Here is an 18,200-nt window from a genome sequence, read left to right on the forward strand (position 1 = left end):
AGGCCCGGGCCTGGGGTGGCCGCAGGCCAGGCCGAAGGCCCGAAGCCCCAGGGGTGGGCCTGCCGCAGGGCCTGCAGGCCACGACGCGTCAAGCGGCGAGGGGACCCACACACCACGGGGCGCCCCCACGAAGCGGGCAGCCCGCCCGACACCGCGACCTCGCCACAAACGACCCGCCCGACACCGCGACGTCGACAGCCCGTCAGGCACACCCCGGCGGGCCCTCCGGCATGCCCCGCGGAGTGCGTGCCACGCACCCGACGCCGTGAAGTAGGCAGCAAGAAACGGGGGTGTGGGCACGCGGGCCCGACCCCGAGGGTGGGAGCAGACAGCACGGAGCGCCCCGCCGGCCCGAAGGCCGGCCGAGCGTCCGTGCGCGCCCCGCCGGCTGGCAGGCCGGCCGAGGCAACTCCTTCTTCTCGCTCGTGCCGGCTGGCAGGCCGGGCCCGAGCTCTTCCCTTGTCGCTCCGCCGGCCCCCTACCGGGCCGCCGGCCGAGCTCTCCCACGTTCCGCCCGTACCGGCTGGCAGGCCGTACGGGCGTGTTCCCCCTTGGAGGCGTCATGGCCGTCCACCCGGGCGAGGTCTACTACAACCCGCGCTGCAGGGAGAAGATCGTCATCAGGACCCCCGCGGCCGCCACCGGCGGCCATCGTGCGGTGATGGACCTGTACGTGGAGCCGGGCGGTTTCGCCGCGGGCTACCACGTCCACCCGTACAGCGAGGAGATCTTCACGCTGGTACGGGGAAGTCTGCGCGTGCACCTGGGCGGCCGCGACATCGTCCTCGACGAGGTCGGGCAGACCGTGACCGTGCCGGCGGGCACGGTGCACCGCTGGTTCGGGAACACCGAGGACGAGACCTCCTTCGCGGTCGTCGAACTGGTCAACCGGGCCGAGCGCTTCGAGCAGCTGATCCTGCGCCAGCTGTTCGGGCTCGCCCAGGACGGCAAGACGGACGCCGAAGGCCGGCCCTCGCTCCTCCAGCACGCCGTCACGATGCGCGAGTTCCAGGACGTCCTGCGCTTCACGGACCGGCCGTGGGCGCTGCAGAAGCTCGTGAACGGCGCGCTGGCGCCGCTGGCCCGGCTGTTGGGCTACCAGGCCTGCAACCCCGACTACATGAACCGGCGACCGTCGGAGAACGCCGCCCTCGAGGCGCTCCCCGACGTGGTCGCCGCCCGCCTCGACCCGGCCACCGACCGGGTCTGAGGCGGGGACGGGCGGCCCGGCCCGCTGGCTGGTCACACCCGCGGACCGGCCCTGTGCCCCATGCACGTCGTGCACCACGTGCACTTCGTGCACCTCATGCCCCATGTGAGCCCTGGAGGGCTCCGGAGGCTCAGAAGGTCTTGACGAAACCGGCGTCGACGGCGAAGTCCGCACCGGTGGTGCTCGCGGACCGCGGCGAGGCGAGCAGCAGCACCGCGTCGGCGACCTCCTGCGGGTCGATGAGGCGGCCGGTGACCTGCCCCATCATCTGCGGGGCGATGGAGTCCATCACCGAGTCGCGGTCGGCGCCCGCCATGCCGGCGATGACGTCGGCGGCGCCGCCCTCCTCGGTCCACCAGGCGGTGCGCACGGCACCCGGGGAGACCGTGTTGACGCGGACGCCCTGGGAGCCGAACTCCTCGGACAGCGCCTTGGTGAGGTTCGACAGACCGGCCTTGGCCGCGCCGTACTCGATGTTGACCGGCGCGGGCTGGCGGGCCATGCCCGTGGAGATGTTGATGATGGAGCCGCCGCCGCGCTCGACCAGCTTCGGGATGGCGGCGCGGATGGCGCGGACCACCGAGAACAGGTTGAACTCGAAGATCGACTGCCACTGGCCGTCGTTGCTGTCGAAGAAGCCGGTACGGGGCATGGTGACGCCGGGCGGCGGGCCACCGGCGTTGTTGACGAGGATGTCGAGGCCACCGAAGTGCTCCACGGCGCGGGCGATCACCTGCGCGGGGGCCTCGGGGTCGATCAGGTCGGCCGAGACGTGCAGCAGGTTCGGGCCCGCGAGCTGCTCGAGCTCGGGGGTGTTCTTGCGGGAGACCGCAACGACCCGGGCGCCCTCCTCGAGCAGCGAGCGCGTGACCGCGAGACCGATTCCCTTGGAGGCGCCGGTGACCACGGCGACCTTGCCGGACAGCTGAAGATCCATGGTTGTCCTTCTCTTGTTCGGGCCCTGACCCGGGAGGCGGGGCCGGGCCCGGGAAGCAGGCGAGCGCTCTGTCGGTGCGCTCTCGGTGGTTGAACACCGGGTCGCGCGAACGGGTTGCACGGGCTCGGTCGCAGGGTTCGGCCGGCGGGGTCGCGCCCGGGTGGCAACCGGGGGTGCGGCGGCGGGGTTCTGACCCGCGACCCTTCCCCTTCTCCCCCGGGAGTTCCGCATGCCCGCTTCCGCCTCCGCCTCAGCCTCCGTCTCCTCCGACCTGCGTACGGCGCCCGGAGCCGCCGGGCCGACGACGGCCGGGCCCGCGACCGCCGGACCGTCGCCCGGACCTGCGGCCGGTCCCTCGGCTCCGACCGCATCTGCGCCTGTACCTGCGTCCGCGTCCGCCTCTGCGTCCGCGTCCGCGTCCGCCTCTGCGTCTGCGTCTGCGTCTGCGTCTGCGCCCGCGTACCGGCCGCCGCGGTCCGTGCTGGCGCTCGTCTGCCTCGCGCCGCTGCTGGCGAACGCGGACGCCGGTCTCGTCGTCCTGGCCGTGCCCGACATCCAGCGCGATCTGGGCCTGACCCTCACGGGCGCGCACTGGGTGACGAACCTGTACGTCCTGCTCGTCGGCGGGCTCCAACTGCTGGGCGGGCGCCTGTGCGACCGGGTGGGCGCCCGCCGGCTGTTCCTGGGGTCCCTGGCCGGCTTCGCCGCCGCCTCCGCCGTGTGCGGGGCGGCGCCGGGCGGGGGCGTGCTGCTGGCCGCCCGGGCCGGGCAGGCGGTCGCGGCGGCGCTGCTCGTACCGGCCGCGATGTGCATGCTGCTGACGGTGGTTCCGCAGGCCCGCGAACGCCGCCGGGCCCTCGCCCTGTGGGCCGCGTGCGGAGGGCTCGGGTCGATCGCCGGAGTGCTGGCGGGCGGCGTGGCGGTCAGCCGGCTGGACTGGCGGTGGGCGTTCTTCCTCAACGTGCCGATAGCACTGGCCGCCTGGGCGGCGGGGCGGTGGCTGTGTCCGCCGTGCGCGCACGGCGGAGGACGGGCGCCGGGCGGTGCCCGGGAACGGTCGGGCGTGCCTTCGGGCGTGCCTCTGGACGTGCCCGGGGCGGTGTTCCTCGTCGGGGGGCTGCTCGCGTTCGTGTACGGGCTGGTGGGGATCGGCGAACGGGGGGTGTCGGGGACGACGTGGGGGGTGCTCGGGGCGGCCGTGGTGCTCGGGGCGCTGTTCCTGCGCCGGCAGGCGGTGGCCGCGGACCCGCTGCTGCCGGCGGCGCTGTGGCGGGACCGGTCGCTGGCGGCGGGCGCGGTGGGCATCGGGTTCGTCGCCGCGGGAACGGGGCCGGTGGTGTTCGTGGCGAGCCTGTACCTCCAGGAGGCGCACGGCTACAGCGCCTGGGCGGCGGGGTGCGCGCTGCTGCCGGTGGTGGGCGCCGTGCTGGTGGTGGGGCGGCCGTGCGCACGGTTGTTGGACCGGTTCGGGCCGCGGGTGCCGGCGCTGGTCGGCTGCGCGCTGAGCGGGGCGGGGCTGCTGATGCTCACCCGGGTGGCGCCGGGGTCCTCGTACGCGTCGGGGCTGCTGCCCGGGCTGGCTCTGGTGGGGGCGGGACTGCCGTTCCTGTGGATGGCGTACGAGACCGCCGCGGTGGCGGGGGTCCGGCGGGACCTGCTCGGGTCCGCGGCGGGCGTGGTGCAGTGCGCCGGGCAGATCGGGGCCGCGGTGGGGCTGGCGGTGGTCGTCGCGGTGTACGGCTCGGTGGCGGGACCGGGATCGGGTGTGGGCGCGGATGCGGGCCCGGGTGCGGGTGTGGGTGTAGGCGCGGGTGAGAGTGCCGTCGGCCTGGCACGGGCCTTCTGGGTGTGTGCCGTGCTCGTCGGCTGCGCCGCCCTCACCGCGCGCTTCGGCCTGCCGGCCGCTTCGCGGCGCGGGGCTGCCGCTCGGGGGCGGCGCCCGGGCGAACTCCCCGCGGGTGCCCTCGACTCCGCCGACTCCGGCTCGCGGTGAGCGGGGGGCGGGGGTCAGGGGCGGGTTCGGGTTCTGGGCCGGGGTCGTGGTGGGTGGGTGGGGCGGTGTCGGGGTGGGGTGGGTGACGGCCGCCGCGTGGTGTGTGGGTCCCCTCGGCGCTTGACCCGGCAGGGCCTGCAGGCCCTGCGGCAGGCCCACCCCTGGGGCTTCGGGGCTTCGCCCTGGCCTCCGGCCACCCCAGGCCCGGGCCCGCCTCCGGACCAGCCTGCCCTACCGCCTCAAGCACCTCCCCCACACACACCACGCGGCGGCACTCCCGTGAATGCGTGCACCCGGGGCTTCGCTGACGGGTGGGCGTCCGGTGGGCGGCACGCGCGTGGTCATCCCGGGCGAAGGGGGCCTTGCGGGTCAGGCGGCGACGAGGGTGGGGACCGCGTCCAGGGTGAGGGGGAGGTGGCCCGTCGTGGGCGGTTCGAGGCGGGGGTGGCCGGTGAGGATGTCGGTGGTCAGGCGGTGGACGTCCGGGCCCGGCGTGGTGGCCAGGTCCTCGCGCAGGGCGTGTCGGAGGCGGTGGAAGGCGGCGAGGGCGTCGGCCTGTCGGCCGGAGCGGTACAGGGCGAGCATCAGCTGGGCCGTGAGCTCCTCGTGGGTGAGGTCCTGGTGGACCAGGGCGCAGAGCTCCGATACCAGCTCCTGGTGCCGGCCCAGGGCCAGTTCGGCGTGGATGCGCCGCACCGTGGCCTCCGTGCGTTCGCGTTCGATCGGGGCGAGCGCGGCCCGCAGCAGCGGGCCGGTGGGGGCGTCGACCAGGCCGGTGGTGCCGCTCCACATGGCGTCGGCGGTGCGGAGCAGGCGGGCGCCGGCGTCGGGCTCACCGGCGTCGAGGAGGGCGCGGCCGGCCCGGAGCCGGCTCTCGTACAGGTGCAGGTCGAGTTCGCCGTCCTCGACGCGCAGCAGGTAGCCCTGCTCCCGGGTGACGAGGCGGCCGCAGGCGACGGCGGTCGCGCCGCCGTGCAGGATGCGGCGCAGCTGCATCACGTAGGTGTGCACGGCGGCGACCGCGCGCGGCGGCGGGCTGTACTCCCACAGCTCCTCGACGAACTGGGCCATGGAGACGACCTGGTTGGCGTTCATCAGCAGGAGGGCCAGCATCTGGCGGTGCTTGGGCGCGCTGGGCGTTCTGTCGTCTCCGTTTTCGGTGACGGACATGGGCCCCAGCATACGGAAATGCATTACCCCTCCAGGGAATGAGCCGTCGTGACCATTCGACCGTAACGACGATTCGGGAGGGGCGCACAAGACCATTCCCACTTTGGCAACTCGGGGCCGTCGCACCTTTGTCGACGCGGCTGCCGGCGGGCGTTTGAACGACCCGGCGAGCACAAGCGGAATTCTTGATTCGGTATTTATGGAAAGGGGTCGGTGAATCCCGCGCTAATGGCCGGTGACCTTTGCCACCAGGCCCTCGGGGTCGCGCGGGGCCCGGTTGCCGCGCCAGGCGATGTGCTGGTCGGGCCGTACGAGCACGAGGTCGCGCCCGTACAGCTCGCGGGCCGCGCCGTCGTCGACCCGGACCACGCTCAGCGGCACCCCGGCCGCCCGCGCGGCCGCCTCGACGGCGGCGGTGCCGGAGTGCACCGGGCACAGGCTGAGCAGGGTGAAGCCGGGGCCGAGGAGGTCGAAGAGGGAGCTGCCCGGGCCCCGTTCGTCGTCCAGCCACAGGTGCGGGGCGCGCCCGCCCGGTACCCCGGAGGGCGTGTACGTGGTGAAGGCGTCGGGCGGCGGGGTGTCGCCGGCGGCGGCTATGAGCGGGGAGCCGTCGTAGCGGGCGCCCAGCTGCACGCCGAGGGTGTCGAGGGTGAGTTGCCCGTACTCGGCCAGCCGCTTCGCGGTGCGGGCGCGGGCGGCGCGGCCCTCGGCCGTGTCGGCCTCCAGCTCCGCGGGGCGCTCGATGGCGCCGAGGCCGATGTTGAGCTCGCGGGCGGCGGTGGTGTTGCGCAGGGCGACGGGCCGGCGCTCGGCCTCGTACGAGGGGAGCAGGCCGGGGCCGCCCCAGCCCTGGACGGCCCCGGCGAGCTTCCAGGCGAGGTTGGCGGCGTCGTCGACGCCGGTGTTCATGCCGAAGCCGCCGTTGGGCGTGAACAGGTGCGCGGAGTCGCCGGCCAGCCAGACGCGGCCGCTCCCGAAGCGCTCGGCGACCAGTGCGGCGCCGGGGGTCCAGGCCCGGCGGGAAAGCACCTCCACGTCGAGGTCGGTGCCGGCGGCCCGGCGTACGAGGTCGGCCACCCGGGAGTCGTCGGGGTCGTCGGGGTCGGCCGAGCTGGTGAGCAGGAAGAACTGGTCGTCCCCGTCGAGGGCGATGAGGTTGAGGGCGAGCTCCGCGTTGACCACCCAGTTGCTCCAGCCGGCCCGGTCGCGCAGGAAGCGCCGGTACATGCCGGGCACGCGCAGGTGCGCGGCGGTGGCCCGGCGGCCGAGGACGTCCTGGTCGAGGGAGCCCTCGCCGGCGTAGGCGATGCCGAGCGTGCGGCGGACCAGGCCCTGGCCGCCGTCGCAGCCGGCCACGTACGCGGCCCGGACGACGTCCCGGCCGGCCGGCCCCTCGACGGTCAGGGCCACGGCGTCGGCCTCCTCCGCGAGCGCGGTGACGCGGTGGCCGTAGCGCAGGGTGATGCGCGGGCGGGTGCCGGCGTGCTCGCGCAGCAGGCGCTCGACGTACATCTGGTTGGCGCGGTGCATGGGTTCGGGCACCTGGTGGGTGCGCGGGGCGGCGGCGGTGGCGGCGCGCACCTCGTCGGCGCCGGGGTGCGGCAGGTGGGCCAGGAGGTGGCCGTCGTAGCGGGTGAAGAAGGTGATGCCCGCGCTGTGGCCGCCGGGCAGGCCGAGCTCGCGCACCCGCGGGGCCAGGCCGAGGCGGCGGTAGTGCTCCATGGTGCGGGCGCCGTGGGTGCTGCCGCGCGGCTCGGCGGCCACGGACGGGGCGGCGTCGTAGACGGTGGACGCCACGCCGTGGTGGTCGAGGAGCAGCGCGAGCACGAGCCCCACGGGGCCGCCGCCCACGATGGCGACGGGCTGGTGCGGGGGGCGGACGGGGACCATGGGGGCCTCCAGCGTTCGGTACGGGCGGGCGTGCGGCGGGCGGGCGTACGGCGGGCGCGGTGCATCGTCCCAGCGGTGCCTGAAGGACGGATAAAGGGGCGGTGACGGCGCATCGCGGCCGCCGCGAATTCACGCCGGCGCACGCCCGCGATTTCCACCTCCAGAGGATCTTTAGACGCCCCCGGAAGACTCGGCGGCGTACTGGACCGGCTCTCTCGGATCGTCCCTGGTCTCCTTTCCGGGCCGTTGCACCGGATCGGATCTCGACGGAGTGTGAGGTATTCCATGTTCCTGATAGGCACGCACCGCTCCGTCGTGCAGCGCCTGCGCCTCACGGCCGACCGCGAACTGGGCGCCGGAAACTTCTTCTGGCACGCCTGGCGCATTTCCCGTGACCGGGACCGGCCGCTGCTGTTCCACCCCGACGTCTCCGTACCGGGGTGGGAGGAGCGGGAGTTGACGGGACTGTCCCTGAACGACGCCAGGAACGCCGTCGTCCGGTACGCCGCCTGGTACCGGGAGCAGGGCGTCACCTCCTCCTCGCACGTGGGCCTGTACACCCGGCACGGGTTGTTCGGCCTGCTGCACCACATCGCCGTCACGAGCCTCGGCGCCGCAGCGGTGCACTGCAACCCCCGGATGGCCCCGCAGACGGCGGCCGAGTACTTCCTGCGCACCGGCGCCCACCTGGTGGTGGGCGACGCCGACCTGCTCAAGGACCTGGCCTCCGCCTGGCAGGCGTCCGACCGCACGCAGGTCCCCGCGCTGCACGACGTGGCCGAGGTGGACGCGCGGGCGCCGCGGCCGCGCCGCCCGCTCGAGGACTTCCCGTACCGGCACACCGCCGACGACCTGGTGATGATCTCCCACTCGTCGGGGACCACGGGCCGGCCCAAGGCGCCGGTGTTCCACCACCGTTCGTTCTTCGTCGGCAAGCGCGAACGGCTGTGGACCTTCCCCTCGCTGCGCACCGACCGGCTGCTGACCGCGCTGCCGCACAGCCACTCCGCGGGCATCAGCTACCTGTCGATGGCACTGCTGCTGGGCATCCCCACCCTGGTCCTGGACGGCGCGGACGGCGACCGGCTGGCCCGCGCGGTCAACGCCTTCCGGCCCACGATCGTGCTGGGCTTCCCGCTGACCCTCGCCGAGCTCGACCCGGCCGCCGTCGACCTGGAGGCCGCCCGGCGCGTCCACACCTGGAACGGCATGGGCGACGCCTCCCACGAGCGCCACATCCGCCCGCTGACGGCGCTCGGTGCGCCCGGCACGGGGTCGGTGTACCTGGACGGGCTGGGGTCGTCGGAGATGGGCATGGTGCTGTTCAAGGCGGCCCACACCCGCACCTCGGAGCGGTACGGACGGCTGATCGGCCGGCCGGCCGGGGTGGTGCGCAAGGCCGCCGTGCTCGCACCCGACGGGCGCGAACTGCCCGACGGGCAGGCCGGCATGCTGGGGGTGCGCACGCCCAGCGTGACACCCGGGTACTGGGACGATCCGGGCCTGAACAAGGAGTCCGTGCTCAGCGGGTACTTCCTCACCGGCGACGTCGTCCGCAGGGACGCCGAGGGCAACTGGTACCACCTCGACCGCACGCCCGACGTCATCCGGGCCGCGGCCGGGGACGTCCACAGCCTGCCCCTCGAAGAGGTCGTCCTGAACACCACGCAGGCGCTGGACGCGGCGGTGGTGGCGGTGGCCGACCCGCAGCAGCCGGGCAAGCACTGCCCGGCGGCGGTCGTCTACTACGCCGACGGCGTCGAGCGGATCCCGGCCGACCTGCTGGCCGCGTGCAACGCGGCGCTGGACGCGGCCGGTCTGCCGCGGCTGAACGCGCTGGTCCTCGCCGGGGAGCGGGAGGGGCTGCCGGTGGGGGTCACCGGCAAGGTGCTCAAACGGGTGCTGCGCGAGCGGCACCGGGACGTGCTGACCGAGCCGGCCGGCCCGGCCGTCGCGAGGACGGGGGCGTGAGGACCGTGACCGTACGCGCGGAAGGGACGACGGCCGGTACGCCGGCCGGGACCGCCCCCGGCACCGTCGAGGGCCCCGGGGCGGACCAGGAGCGGGTGCGCCGGCTCGTCGACACCGTCACCGGCACGTGGCGGGCGCAGGCGCTGTACGCGGCCGTGGCCCTGGAGCTGCCGGACCACCTGGCCGGGCGGCCGGGCGGGCTGACCGCGGCGGCGCTCGCCGACGCCGCGGGCGCCGACGCCGACGCGCTGGCCCGGCTGCTGCGGCTGCTGGCGGCGCTGGACGTGGTCGAGACCGACCCACCGGCGGGCGGGAGCGCGGGGCCGGGCGAGGGCGAAGGCGACGGCGACGGCGACGGCGACGGCACGTACCGCCTCACCGCCACCGGAGAGCTGCTGCGCAGCGACGCGCCCCGCTCCCTCGCGGCCATGGTCCGCATCTACGGCGAGGAGTTCCACCGGGCCTGGGGCGCGGTGGTGCCGGCGGTGCGCACCGGGACCTCCGGCTTCCAGCACGCCTTCGGCAAGACGCTCCACGAGTACCTGCGCGACCCGGCGGCCGCGGGCCGCTTCCAGCGGGCGATGAACGCCGGGAACGTCTTCTTCCCCGACGTCCTCGACGCCTACGACTTCGGCGGCGCCCGCCACGTCGTGGACGTGGCCGGCGGCAGCGGCATGCTGCTGGGCACCGTGCTGGCCGCCCGTCCGGAGCTGCGCGGCACCGTCGTCGACCAGCCGCACATGGTGCCGGTGGCCACCGCGCACCTGGACGCGGCGGTGGGGCCGGGACGGTACGAGGCGGTGGCCGGCGACGTGTTCACCGGCGCCGGGCTGCCGCGCGGCGCGGACGTCTACCTGCTCTCGCGGGTGCTCCAGGACTGGGACGACGCGCACTGCACGACGCTGCTGTCGCACCTGCGCGAGGCGCTCGCCGCCGGGGACCGCCCGGGCGACGGCCGGCTGCTGGTCCTGGAGCGGGTGGTCTCCGAGCCCGGCGCCCCGCGGCTGCTGCCGCTGCTGTACGACCTGCACCTGCTCATGGCCGCGGGCGGCCGGGAGCGCGACCTGGCCGGCTACCGCGCGGTGCTCGCCGCGGCGGGGCTGCGGCTGGAGTCCGTCCACGAACTGTCCCTGGAGACCAGCCTGCTGGTCGCGGCCGTGGCCTGAGCCGGCCGGCCCTTCGTGCCGGGCGCCCCGTACGCCATCTCGTACGCCACTTCGTGCGCCACTTCGTGCGCCCACCTCGTGCGTCACCTCGTACTTCGTACCACCCGAAGCACCCGAATCGCCCGTTCCGCGGGTACCGCCCGTATCGCCAGTATCGGAGAAGCGTGATGAGCAGCGGGGATCTGACGGTCTGCATCGTCGGTGCGGGGCCGCGAGGCCTGTCGGTGCTGGAGCGGATCTGCGCCAACGCGCGCAACCGTCCCGCCGGTTCCGCCGTGACGGTCCACGTCGTGGACCCGTACCGGCCGGGCCCGGGCAAGGTGTGGCGCACCGCGCAGTCGCGGCACCTGCTCATGAACACGGTGGCCTCGCAGGTGACCGTGTTCACCGACGACAGCGTGGAGATGGCCGGTCCGGTCGAGAAGGGCCCGAGCCTGTACGAGTGGTCGGCGGCCCTCGCGCTGCCGGGACTGGCGGCCGAACCGCGGGGCGCCGCCGACGCGGCGTTCCTGGCCGAGGCCGGGGAACTGGGCCCGGACGCGTACCCGAGCCGCGCGCTGTACGGCCGCTACCTGGAGGACTGCTTCGAGCGGATCGTCGAGGCGGCGCCCGAGCAGGTCACCGTGCGGGTGCACCGGGCGCGGGCGGTGCACCTGTCCGAGGGGACCGCGGCCGGTGCCCGCGGCGCGCGGGGCGGGCCGCAGCGGCTGACGCTGTCGGACGGCACGCGGCTGGCGGGGCTCGACGCGGTGGTGCTGGCGCAGGGCCACGTCGAGGCCCGGCCGACCCCGCAGGAGGCCCGGACGGCGGAGGAGGCGCGGGCGTGGGGCCTGACGCACGTCCTGCCGGCGAACCCGGCCGACGTCGACCTCTCCGCCCTGCCCCCCGGCCGGGCGGTGCTGCTGCGCGGGCTCGGCCTGAACTTCTTCGACCACATGGCGCTGCTCACCACCGGCCGCGGCGGCCGGTTCGAGCGGCGGCCCGGGACGGGGACGCTGCGCTACGTCCCCTCGGGGCGGGAGCCGCTCCTGTACGCGGGGTCGCGGCGCGGGATCCCGTACCACGCCCGCGGCGAGAACGAGAAGGGCGCGCACGGCCGCCACGAGCCGCGGCTGCTCACCCCCACGGCGATCGCGGCGCTGGCCGCGCGGGCCGTGGACGGCGAGCGGGTGCACTTCGGCACGGACGTGTGGCCGCTGGTCGCCAAGGAGGTGGAGGGCGTCTACTACGGCGCGCTGCTCACCGGGCGCGGCCGGGCGGCGGCCGAGCGCGAGGACTTCACGGCGCGCTACCTCGCGGCCCCGGCGGGCGGGGAGGAGGAACGGGCCCTGCTCGCGGAGTACGGGATCGCGGCCGCCGACGCGTGGGACTGGGAGGCGGTGGCGCAGCCGCACGGCAGCCGGGTGTTCGCCGACCGGGACGCGTTCCGGGAGTGGGTGCTGGCGCACCTGGCCGCCGACGTCGCCGCGGCGCGGGCGGGCAACGTCAGCGGACCGTTGAAGGCCGCCCTCGACGTCCTGCGCGACCTGCGCAACGAGATCCGGCTGGTGGTGGACCACGGCGGGCTGGAGGGCAACTCCTACCGCGACGACCTCCAGGGCTGGTACACGCCGCTGAACGCCTTCCTGTCGATCGGCCCGCCGGTCTCGCGCATCGAGGAGCTCATCGCCCTCGTGGAGGCGGGCGTGGTGGAGCTGCTCGGGCCGGGGATGCGGGTGCGGGTGGCCACCGGGGGACCCGGCGGGCCGGCCTTCGAGGCCACCTCCGACCGGGTGGCCGGGCCGCCGGTGCGGGCGGGCGCGCTGATCGAGGCGCGGCTGCCGGAGCCCGACCTGCGGCGCACCGACGACCCCTTGATGGCCCAGTTGCTGACGGAGGGCCGGCTCGCGCCCTACCGGATCGCCGGGGCCTGCGGCACGGCGTACGAGACCGGCGGCGTCTCGGTGACCGAACGGCCCTACCACGTGGTGGACGCGGCGGGCCGGGCCCATCCGCGCCGGTTCGCGTACGGGGTGCCGACCGAGGCCGTGCACTGGGTGACGGCGGCCGGCATCCGGCCGGGGGTCAACTCGGTGACGCTGGGCGACTCGGACGCGATCGCGCGGGCGGTCCTTGCGCTGGATCCCGTCCGGGGCGCGGCCGCGGAGCCGGGCGGCCGCGGTGCCCTGGGCGCGGACGTCCCCGACGACCGGTGGGACGCCGACCTGTCGGGGGTGACCTCGTGACCGGCCGGCCCGGGCGGCCGGCCGGCGGGGCCGGCCCGGCGGGGCTCGACAGCGGGCTGCTGTCGCCCGTGCGGGCCGGGACGCCGGTGGAGGCGGCCGTGGCGGACGAGGCCTGGGTGCAGGCCATGCTCGATGCCGAGGCCGCCCTGGCCCGGGCCCAGGCCCGGCTCGGCACGCTGCCGCCGGCCGCGGCCGAGGCGGTCACCGCGGCCGCGGACGCCGCCGTGTACGACGTACGGGAGTTGGCGCTGGCCTCCCGGGAGACCGCCAACCCCGTCGTGGGGCTGGTCCGGGCCCTCGGTCGGCGGGTGGCGCAGGCGGACCCGGCCGCCGCCGAGTACGTGCACCGCGGCTCCACCAGCCAGGACATCCTCGACACCGGCGCCATGCTGGTGGCCCGGCGCGCGCTGGCCCTGATCCGGGCCGACCTGGCGCGGACGGCGGCCGCGCTCGCCCGGCTGGCCGTCCGGCACCGGGACACCCCGATGGCCGGCCGCACCCTCACCTTGCACGCCGTACCCACGACGTTCGGGCTCAAGGCCGCGGGCTGGCGGGAGCTGGTCCTGCAGGCCGACCGCGGGCTCGCCGCGCTCGGGGCCACGCTGCCGGTCTCCCTGGGCGGGGCGGCCGGGACGCTGGCCGGGTACCTCGAGTTCGCGGTGCTGGACGGCGGACCGGGGGCGGACCGGGCCGGTCCGGGCGGCGGCCGGGGGGACGGCGGCGACTACGCCGAGCGCCTCGTCGGGGCCTTCGCCGCCGAGACCGGGCTCGCGCCCCAGGGCCTGCCCTGGCACGCCCTGCGCGGCCCGGTCGCGGAGCTGGCCGGCGGGCTGGCCTTCACCGCCGGGGCGCTCGGGAAACTGGCCGTCGACGTGCTGTCGCTGGCCCGTACCGAGGTCGGTGAGGTGGCCGAGCCCGGCCCGGCCGGCCGGGGCGGCTCGTCCGCGATGCCCCACAAGCGCAACCCGGTGCTGGCCACCCTGGTCCGCAGCGCCGCGCTCCAGGTGCCCGCCCTCGCCGGCGCCCTGACGCAGAGCCTGCTCGCCGAGGACGAGCGGTCGGCCGGGTCCTGGCACGCCGAGTGGTCGCTGCTGCGCGACTGCCTGCGGCTCGCGGGCGGCGCGGCGTACACGGCCGTCGAGCTGGCCGAGGGGCTGGTGGTCCGGCCCGACCGGATGCGGGCCAACCTCGGTCTGACGGGCAGCCAGGTGGTCTCGGAGCGGATCGCCGCCGTGCTCGCCCCGCCGCTGGGCCGGGCCCGGGCCCGGCGGCTGCTCGCCGAGGCCTCCGCCGCGGCCGAACGGGACGGGGCCCCGCTGTACGCCGTCCTGGCCGCCCTGCCGGAGGTCACGGCACACCTCGACGAACGCCGGCTGGCCGCCCTGCTGGACCCCGCCGGGTACACCGGCGCCGCGGCCCGCCTGGTGGACCGGTCCCTGCGCGAGGGACCGGAGCCGCCCGGCGACGGCCCGGGGCCGCCCGGCCCGCTGCCCTGACCGGGCCCACGCCGACGTACCCGCACGTCGTACCCGCACGCCGTACCCGCACCCGTAGCGCCCCGTGGCCGTAGTCGGCCGCCGCAGCACTCGACGCACCCGACCCGCACACCTCCAGGAGCTGCCGCATGTCCCGTCGTCTGTTCACCTCCGAGTCCGTGACCGAGGGCCATCCCGACAAGATCGCCGACCAGATCAGCGACACGATCCTCGACGCCCTGCTCCGCGAGGACCCGACGTCCCGCGTGGCCGTCGAGACCCTGATCACCACCGGCCAGGTGCACGTCGCCGGCGAGGTCACCACCAAGGCCTACGTCCCGATCGCCCAACTGGTCCGCGACACCGTCCTCGGCATCGGCTACGACTCCTCCGCCAAGGGCTTCGACGGCGCCTCCTGCGGCGTGTCCGTCTCCATCGGCGCCCAGTCCCCCGACATCGCGCAGGGCGTCGACACCGCGTACGAGCAGCGCGTGCACGGGGAGTCCGACGCACTGGACCGGCAGGGTGCGGGCGACCAGGGCCTGATGTTCGGCTACGCCACCGACGAGACCCCGAACCTCATGCCGCTGCCCATCGAGCTGGCCCACCGGCTGTCCCGCCGCCTCACCGAGGTGCGCAAGAACGGCACCGTCCCCTACCTCCGGCCCGACGGCAAGACGCAGGTCACCATCGAGTACCTCGGCTCGCGCGCGGTCCGCCTGGACACGGTCGTGGTCTCCTCGCAGCACGCACCCGACATCGACCTCGACGCCCTCCTCACCCCCGACGTCCGCGAGCACGTCGTGGAGCACGTGCTCGCCGGACTGGCGGCGGACGGCATCAAGCTCAAGACGGACGAGTACCGGCTGCTGGTCAACCCCACGGGCCGGTTCGAGATCGGCGGCCCGATGGGCGACGCCGGCCTCACCGGCCGAAAGATCATCATCGACACCTACGGCGGCATGGCCCGGCACGGCGGCGGCGCCTTCTCCGGCAAGGACCCCTCGAAGGTGGACCGCTCGGCCGCGTACGCGATGCGCTGGGTCGCCAAGAACGTCGTCGCGGCCGGCCTGGCCGAACGGTGCGAGGTCCAGGTCGCCTACGCCATCGGCAAGGCCGAGCCGGTCGGCCTCTTCGTCGAGACCTTCGGCACCGCCCGCGTGGCCACCGGCCGGATCGAGGAGGCCATCGGCAAGGTCTTCGACCTGCGGCCGGCCGCGATCATCCGCGACCTCGACCTGCTGCGCCCGGTCTACGCCCGCACGGCGGCGTACGGCCACTTCGGGCGCGAGCTGCCGGAGTTCACGTGGGAGCGAACGGACCGGGTCGACGCGCTGCGCGCGGCGGTCGGCCTGTAGCCCGTACACGCGCCCCCGACCCGAACCGAGATCCGAGATCCGAGGAGAGACCGACCGTGCGCATCGCCATCACCGGCTCCATCGCCGTCGACCACCTGATGGTCTACCCGGGGCGGTTCGCGGACCAGCTGATCCCCGACCGGCTCGACCGCGTCTCGCTGTCCTTCCTGGCCGACCGGCTGGAGGTCCGGCGCGGCGGCGTGGCCGCGAACATCGCGCTGGGTCTCGGCCGGCTCGGCGTACGGCCGCTGCTGGCCGGCGCGGTGGGGACGGACTTCGACGAGTACCGGAGCTGGCTGCACGCCCACCACGTCGACACCGGCCTGGTCCTGGTCAGCGACACCCTGCACACCGCCCGCTTCGTGTGCACCACCGACGCCGACCAGAACCAGATCGCCACCTTCTACGCCGGCGCGATGGCCGCGGCCCGGGAGATCACCCTCGCCCCGGCCCTCGCCGACCCGGAGGGCCTCGACCTGGTGGTGGTCGCCCCGAACGACCCGGCCGCGATGCGCCGGCACACCCAGGAGTGCCGCAAGCTGGGCATCCCGTTCGCCGCCGACCCCTCCCAGCAGCTGGCCCGGCTGTCGGGCGAGGAGGCGCGGGACCTCGTGGACGGGGCGCGCTGGCTGTTCACCAACGAGTACGAGGCCGCCCTGCTCCAGCAGCTCACCGGCTGGAGCGAGGCGGAGGTCCTGGACCGGGTCGGCAGCTGGGTGACCACGCTGGGCGGGGACGGGGCGCGGATCGCGCGGGCCGGCGCCACCGCGCAGCTGGTCCCGGCCGTGCCGACGGCGGACATCGCCGACCCGACCGGGGCCGGGGACGCGTTCCGCTCGGGATTCCTGGCGGGGCTGGCCTGGGGCTGGGCACCGGAGCGGGCCGCCCAACTGGGCTGCGCGATCGCCACGGTGGTGCTGGAGTCGGTGGGCACGCAGGAGTACAAGCTGTCGGCGGCGGACCTGCTGCTGCGCGTCGAGGGGGCCTACGGCCCGGGCGTGGCCCGGGACATGGAGGCCCGGCTGCGCGGGTCGGCCGTATGAGCACCGCAGCCGCCACGACCGCGGCGGCGCACGCGCGGCGCGGGCCCGTACCCGCGCGGGGCCCCGCACCGCTGCTGTCGGGCCGGGCACCGCTGCCGGGCCTGCGCGAGGCCCTCGCCCAGGACGGACCCACCTTCTCCTTCGAGTTCTTCCCGCCGAGGACGACGGCCGGCGAGGCCACGCTGTGGGACGCCGTCCGCCGCGTGGAGGCGGTCGGCCCCGCCTTCGTCTCGGTGACGTACGGGGCCGGCGGCTCCTCCCGGGACCGGACCATCGAGGTCACCAAGCGGATCGCGACGGAGACCACCCTCCGCCCCGTCGCCCACCTGACGGCGGTCGGGCACTCGGTGGCCGAGCTGCGGCACGTCATCGGCCAGTACGCCGACGCCGGCGTGCGCGACGTCCTCGTCCTGCGCGGCGACCCGCCGGGGGACCCGAAGGGCCCCTGGGTCCCCCATCCGGACGGCCTCACGCACGCCCACGAACTGGTCTCCCTGGTCCGCCGGCTGGGCGACTTCAGCATCGGGGTGGCCGCCTTCCCCGAACGGCACCCGCGCTCGCCCGACTGGGACAGCGACATCCGCCACTTCACGGCGAAGTGCCGGGCGGGCGCCGACTACGCGATCACGCAGATGTTCTTCCAGGTGGAGGACTACCTCCGGCTCCGCGACCGGCTGGCGGCCGCCGGCTGCCACACCCCGATCATCCCCGAGATCATGCCGGCCACCGACTTCCGCCAGATCCGGCGCTTCGCCGAGCTCAGCGACGCCCGCTTCCCGGCCGCCCTCGCCCGCCGCCTGGAGGCGGCCCAGGGCGACCCCGGTGCCGGCCACGCCATCGGCGTCGAGTACGCCACCGCCATGGCGCGGCGGCTGCTCGACGAGGGAGCTCCGGGCCTGCACTACATCACCCTCAACCGGTCCACGGCGACCCTCGAGATCCACGAGGCCGTCCGGCCCGCCCCCGTGCGCCGCCGGGCGGGGCCGCCGGCCGCCGCCCGTTCGTGACACCGCGCCCCTGCGGGGCCCGCTCCGGCGGGCCCCGCAGGGGCGCATCGGCCGTGGCGGGTTCGGCCGCTCGGCTTCTTGGCTGATCGGTTGATCGGCGGTCCGGGCGTTCGGCAGTTCGGCCGGAGGGACGCCGGGCCGCGGGGGCGGGAGGTCCGGCGTCCCCGTCTTCGGGCGGCGGTCAGGCCGCGGGGTGTTCGAGCGCGAGGAGGCGGCGCTTGGCGTCGAGCCCGCCCGCGTAGCCGGCGAGGGAGCCGTCCGAGGCGAGGATGCGGTGGCAGGGCAGCACCACGCAGAGCGGGTTGGCGCCCAGGGCCGTGCCGACGGCGCGCGAGGCCCGGGGGCGGGACAGTGCCGCGGCCAGTTCCTTGTAGGTCGACGTGCGGCCGTAGGGCACGAAGCCGTCGAGGGCGAGCACGGTCTCGCGGCTGAAGGGCGTGGCGAGCGCCAGGTCCAGCGGCAGGGTGAACGCCCGGCGGGTGCCGGCGAGGTACTCGTCGAGTTCGGTGCGGGCCCGGGCGAAGAGCGCCAGGTGGCGCTCGCCGGCCACGGGGGCCTCGGCCAGTCCGGCCCGCCGGATGCGGGCCCGTACGGTCGCCGCGTCCTGGAAGCCGCAGTACACCAGCGCGTCCTCGGTCGCGCCGAGGAGCAGTTCGCCGAGTGCGCTCGGGTGGGTGGTCAACGCGACGGCGACAGGTCGGGCGGGGCGGGGGCCGGTCATGGGTGGTGGGGCTCCTCGGAGGGTGGGTCGGACG

General features: G+C 75.7%; 13 protein-coding genes. 9 read left to right on the forward strand and 4 right to left on the reverse strand.

Features of this window, described 5'->3' with window-relative positions; all coding sequences use genetic code 11:
* The first annotated feature begins 562 nt into the window (after positions 1 to 562).
* A complete protein-coding gene (locus ACIQCH_RS35045; protein WP_402587798.1) occupies positions 563 to 1,210 on the forward strand; it encodes a cupin domain-containing protein in 648 nt (215 codons plus the stop codon).
* 130 nt (positions 1,211 to 1,340) lie between these two features.
* On the opposite strand, the gene ACIQCH_RS35050 is transcribed toward ACIQCH_RS35045, so the two are convergent.
* Positions 1,341 to 2,147, reverse strand: coding sequence for an SDR family NAD(P)-dependent oxidoreductase (locus ACIQCH_RS35050; RefSeq protein WP_030201046.1), 807 nt, complete (start codon positions 2,145 to 2,147; stop codon positions 1,341 to 1,343).
* A 478-nt stretch (positions 2,148 to 2,625) separates the two neighbouring features.
* On the opposite strand from ACIQCH_RS35050, the gene ACIQCH_RS35055 reads away from it, so the two are divergent.
* Entirely contained in the window at positions 2,626 to 4,140 is a 1,515-nt protein-coding gene (locus ACIQCH_RS35055) for an MFS transporter (protein ID WP_402587800.1), read from the forward strand.
* A gap of 369 nt (positions 4,141 to 4,509) precedes the next feature.
* On the opposite strand, the gene ACIQCH_RS35060 is transcribed toward ACIQCH_RS35055, so the two are convergent.
* Together ACIQCH_RS35060 and ACIQCH_RS35065 are read right to left on the reverse strand one after the other, a co-directional pair.
* Positions 4,510 to 5,310: a BTAD domain-containing putative transcriptional regulator gene (locus ACIQCH_RS35060; RefSeq protein ID WP_402587802.1), complete on the reverse strand. Its 801-nt coding sequence runs from the start codon at positions 5,308 to 5,310 to the stop codon at positions 4,510 to 4,512.
* Positions 5,311 to 5,535: 225 nt separating this feature from the next.
* On the reverse strand, positions 5,536 to 7,200 hold the full coding sequence (locus tag ACIQCH_RS35065; protein WP_402587804.1) for an FAD-dependent monooxygenase: 1,665 nt from the start codon (positions 7,198 to 7,200) through the stop codon (positions 5,536 to 5,538).
* Between the two features lie 285 nt (positions 7,201 to 7,485).
* Between ACIQCH_RS35065 and ACIQCH_RS35070 the strand changes: the two genes are divergently transcribed.
* From ACIQCH_RS35070 to metF, 7 genes are all read left to right on the forward strand, one after another.
* Positions 7,486 to 9,171, forward strand: coding sequence for an AMP-binding protein (locus tag ACIQCH_RS35070; protein ID WP_402587806.1), 1,686 nt, complete (start codon positions 7,486 to 7,488; stop codon positions 9,169 to 9,171).
* Positions 9,168 to 10,337, forward strand: a complete 1,170-nt coding sequence (locus ACIQCH_RS35075) for a methyltransferase (protein ID WP_402587808.1) — start codon at positions 9,168 to 9,170, stop codon at positions 10,335 to 10,337. Before ACIQCH_RS35070 ends, ACIQCH_RS35075 begins: the two co-directional genes overlap by 4 nt.
* A 167-nt stretch (positions 10,338 to 10,504) precedes the next feature.
* Positions 10,505 to 12,562, forward strand: coding sequence for an FAD/NAD(P)-binding protein (locus ACIQCH_RS35080; RefSeq protein WP_402587810.1), 2,058 nt, complete (start codon positions 10,505 to 10,507; stop codon positions 12,560 to 12,562).
* Positions 12,559 to 14,058: a lyase family protein gene (locus tag ACIQCH_RS35085; RefSeq protein WP_402587811.1), complete on the forward strand. Its 1,500-nt coding sequence runs from the start codon at positions 12,559 to 12,561 to the stop codon at positions 14,056 to 14,058. The genes ACIQCH_RS35080 and ACIQCH_RS35085 overlap by 4 nt, the downstream gene beginning before the upstream one ends.
* Positions 14,059 to 14,186: 128 nt before the next feature.
* Positions 14,187 to 15,395 carry a methionine adenosyltransferase gene (metK, locus tag ACIQCH_RS35090; RefSeq protein ID WP_402587813.1) on the forward strand — a complete coding sequence of 403 codons (1,209 nt, stop codon included), beginning with the start codon at positions 14,187 to 14,189 and terminating at the stop codon, positions 15,393 to 15,395.
* A gap of 56 nt (positions 15,396 to 15,451) precedes the next feature.
* Positions 15,452 to 16,438: a carbohydrate kinase family protein gene (locus ACIQCH_RS35095; RefSeq protein ID WP_402587815.1), complete on the forward strand. Its 987-nt coding sequence runs from the start codon at positions 15,452 to 15,454 to the stop codon at positions 16,436 to 16,438.
* 92 nt (positions 16,439 to 16,530) lie between these two features.
* A complete protein-coding gene (gene metF, locus ACIQCH_RS35100) occupies positions 16,531 to 17,445 on the forward strand; it encodes a methylenetetrahydrofolate reductase [NAD(P)H] (RefSeq protein ID WP_402587847.1) in 915 nt (304 codons plus the stop codon).
* A gap of 181 nt (positions 17,446 to 17,626) precedes the next feature.
* On the opposite strand, the gene ACIQCH_RS35105 is transcribed toward metF, so the two are convergent.
* Positions 17,627 to 18,166: a methylated-DNA--[protein]-cysteine S-methyltransferase gene (locus tag ACIQCH_RS35105; protein ID WP_402587817.1), complete on the reverse strand. Its 540-nt coding sequence runs from the start codon at positions 18,164 to 18,166 to the stop codon at positions 17,627 to 17,629.
* Positions 18,167 to 18,200: the final 34 nt, after the last annotated feature.

The organism is Streptomyces sp. NPDC093225, assembly GCF_044753805.1.
In the GTDB taxonomy this organism is placed as follows: domain Bacteria; phylum Actinomycetota; class Actinomycetes; order Streptomycetales; family Streptomycetaceae; genus Streptomyces.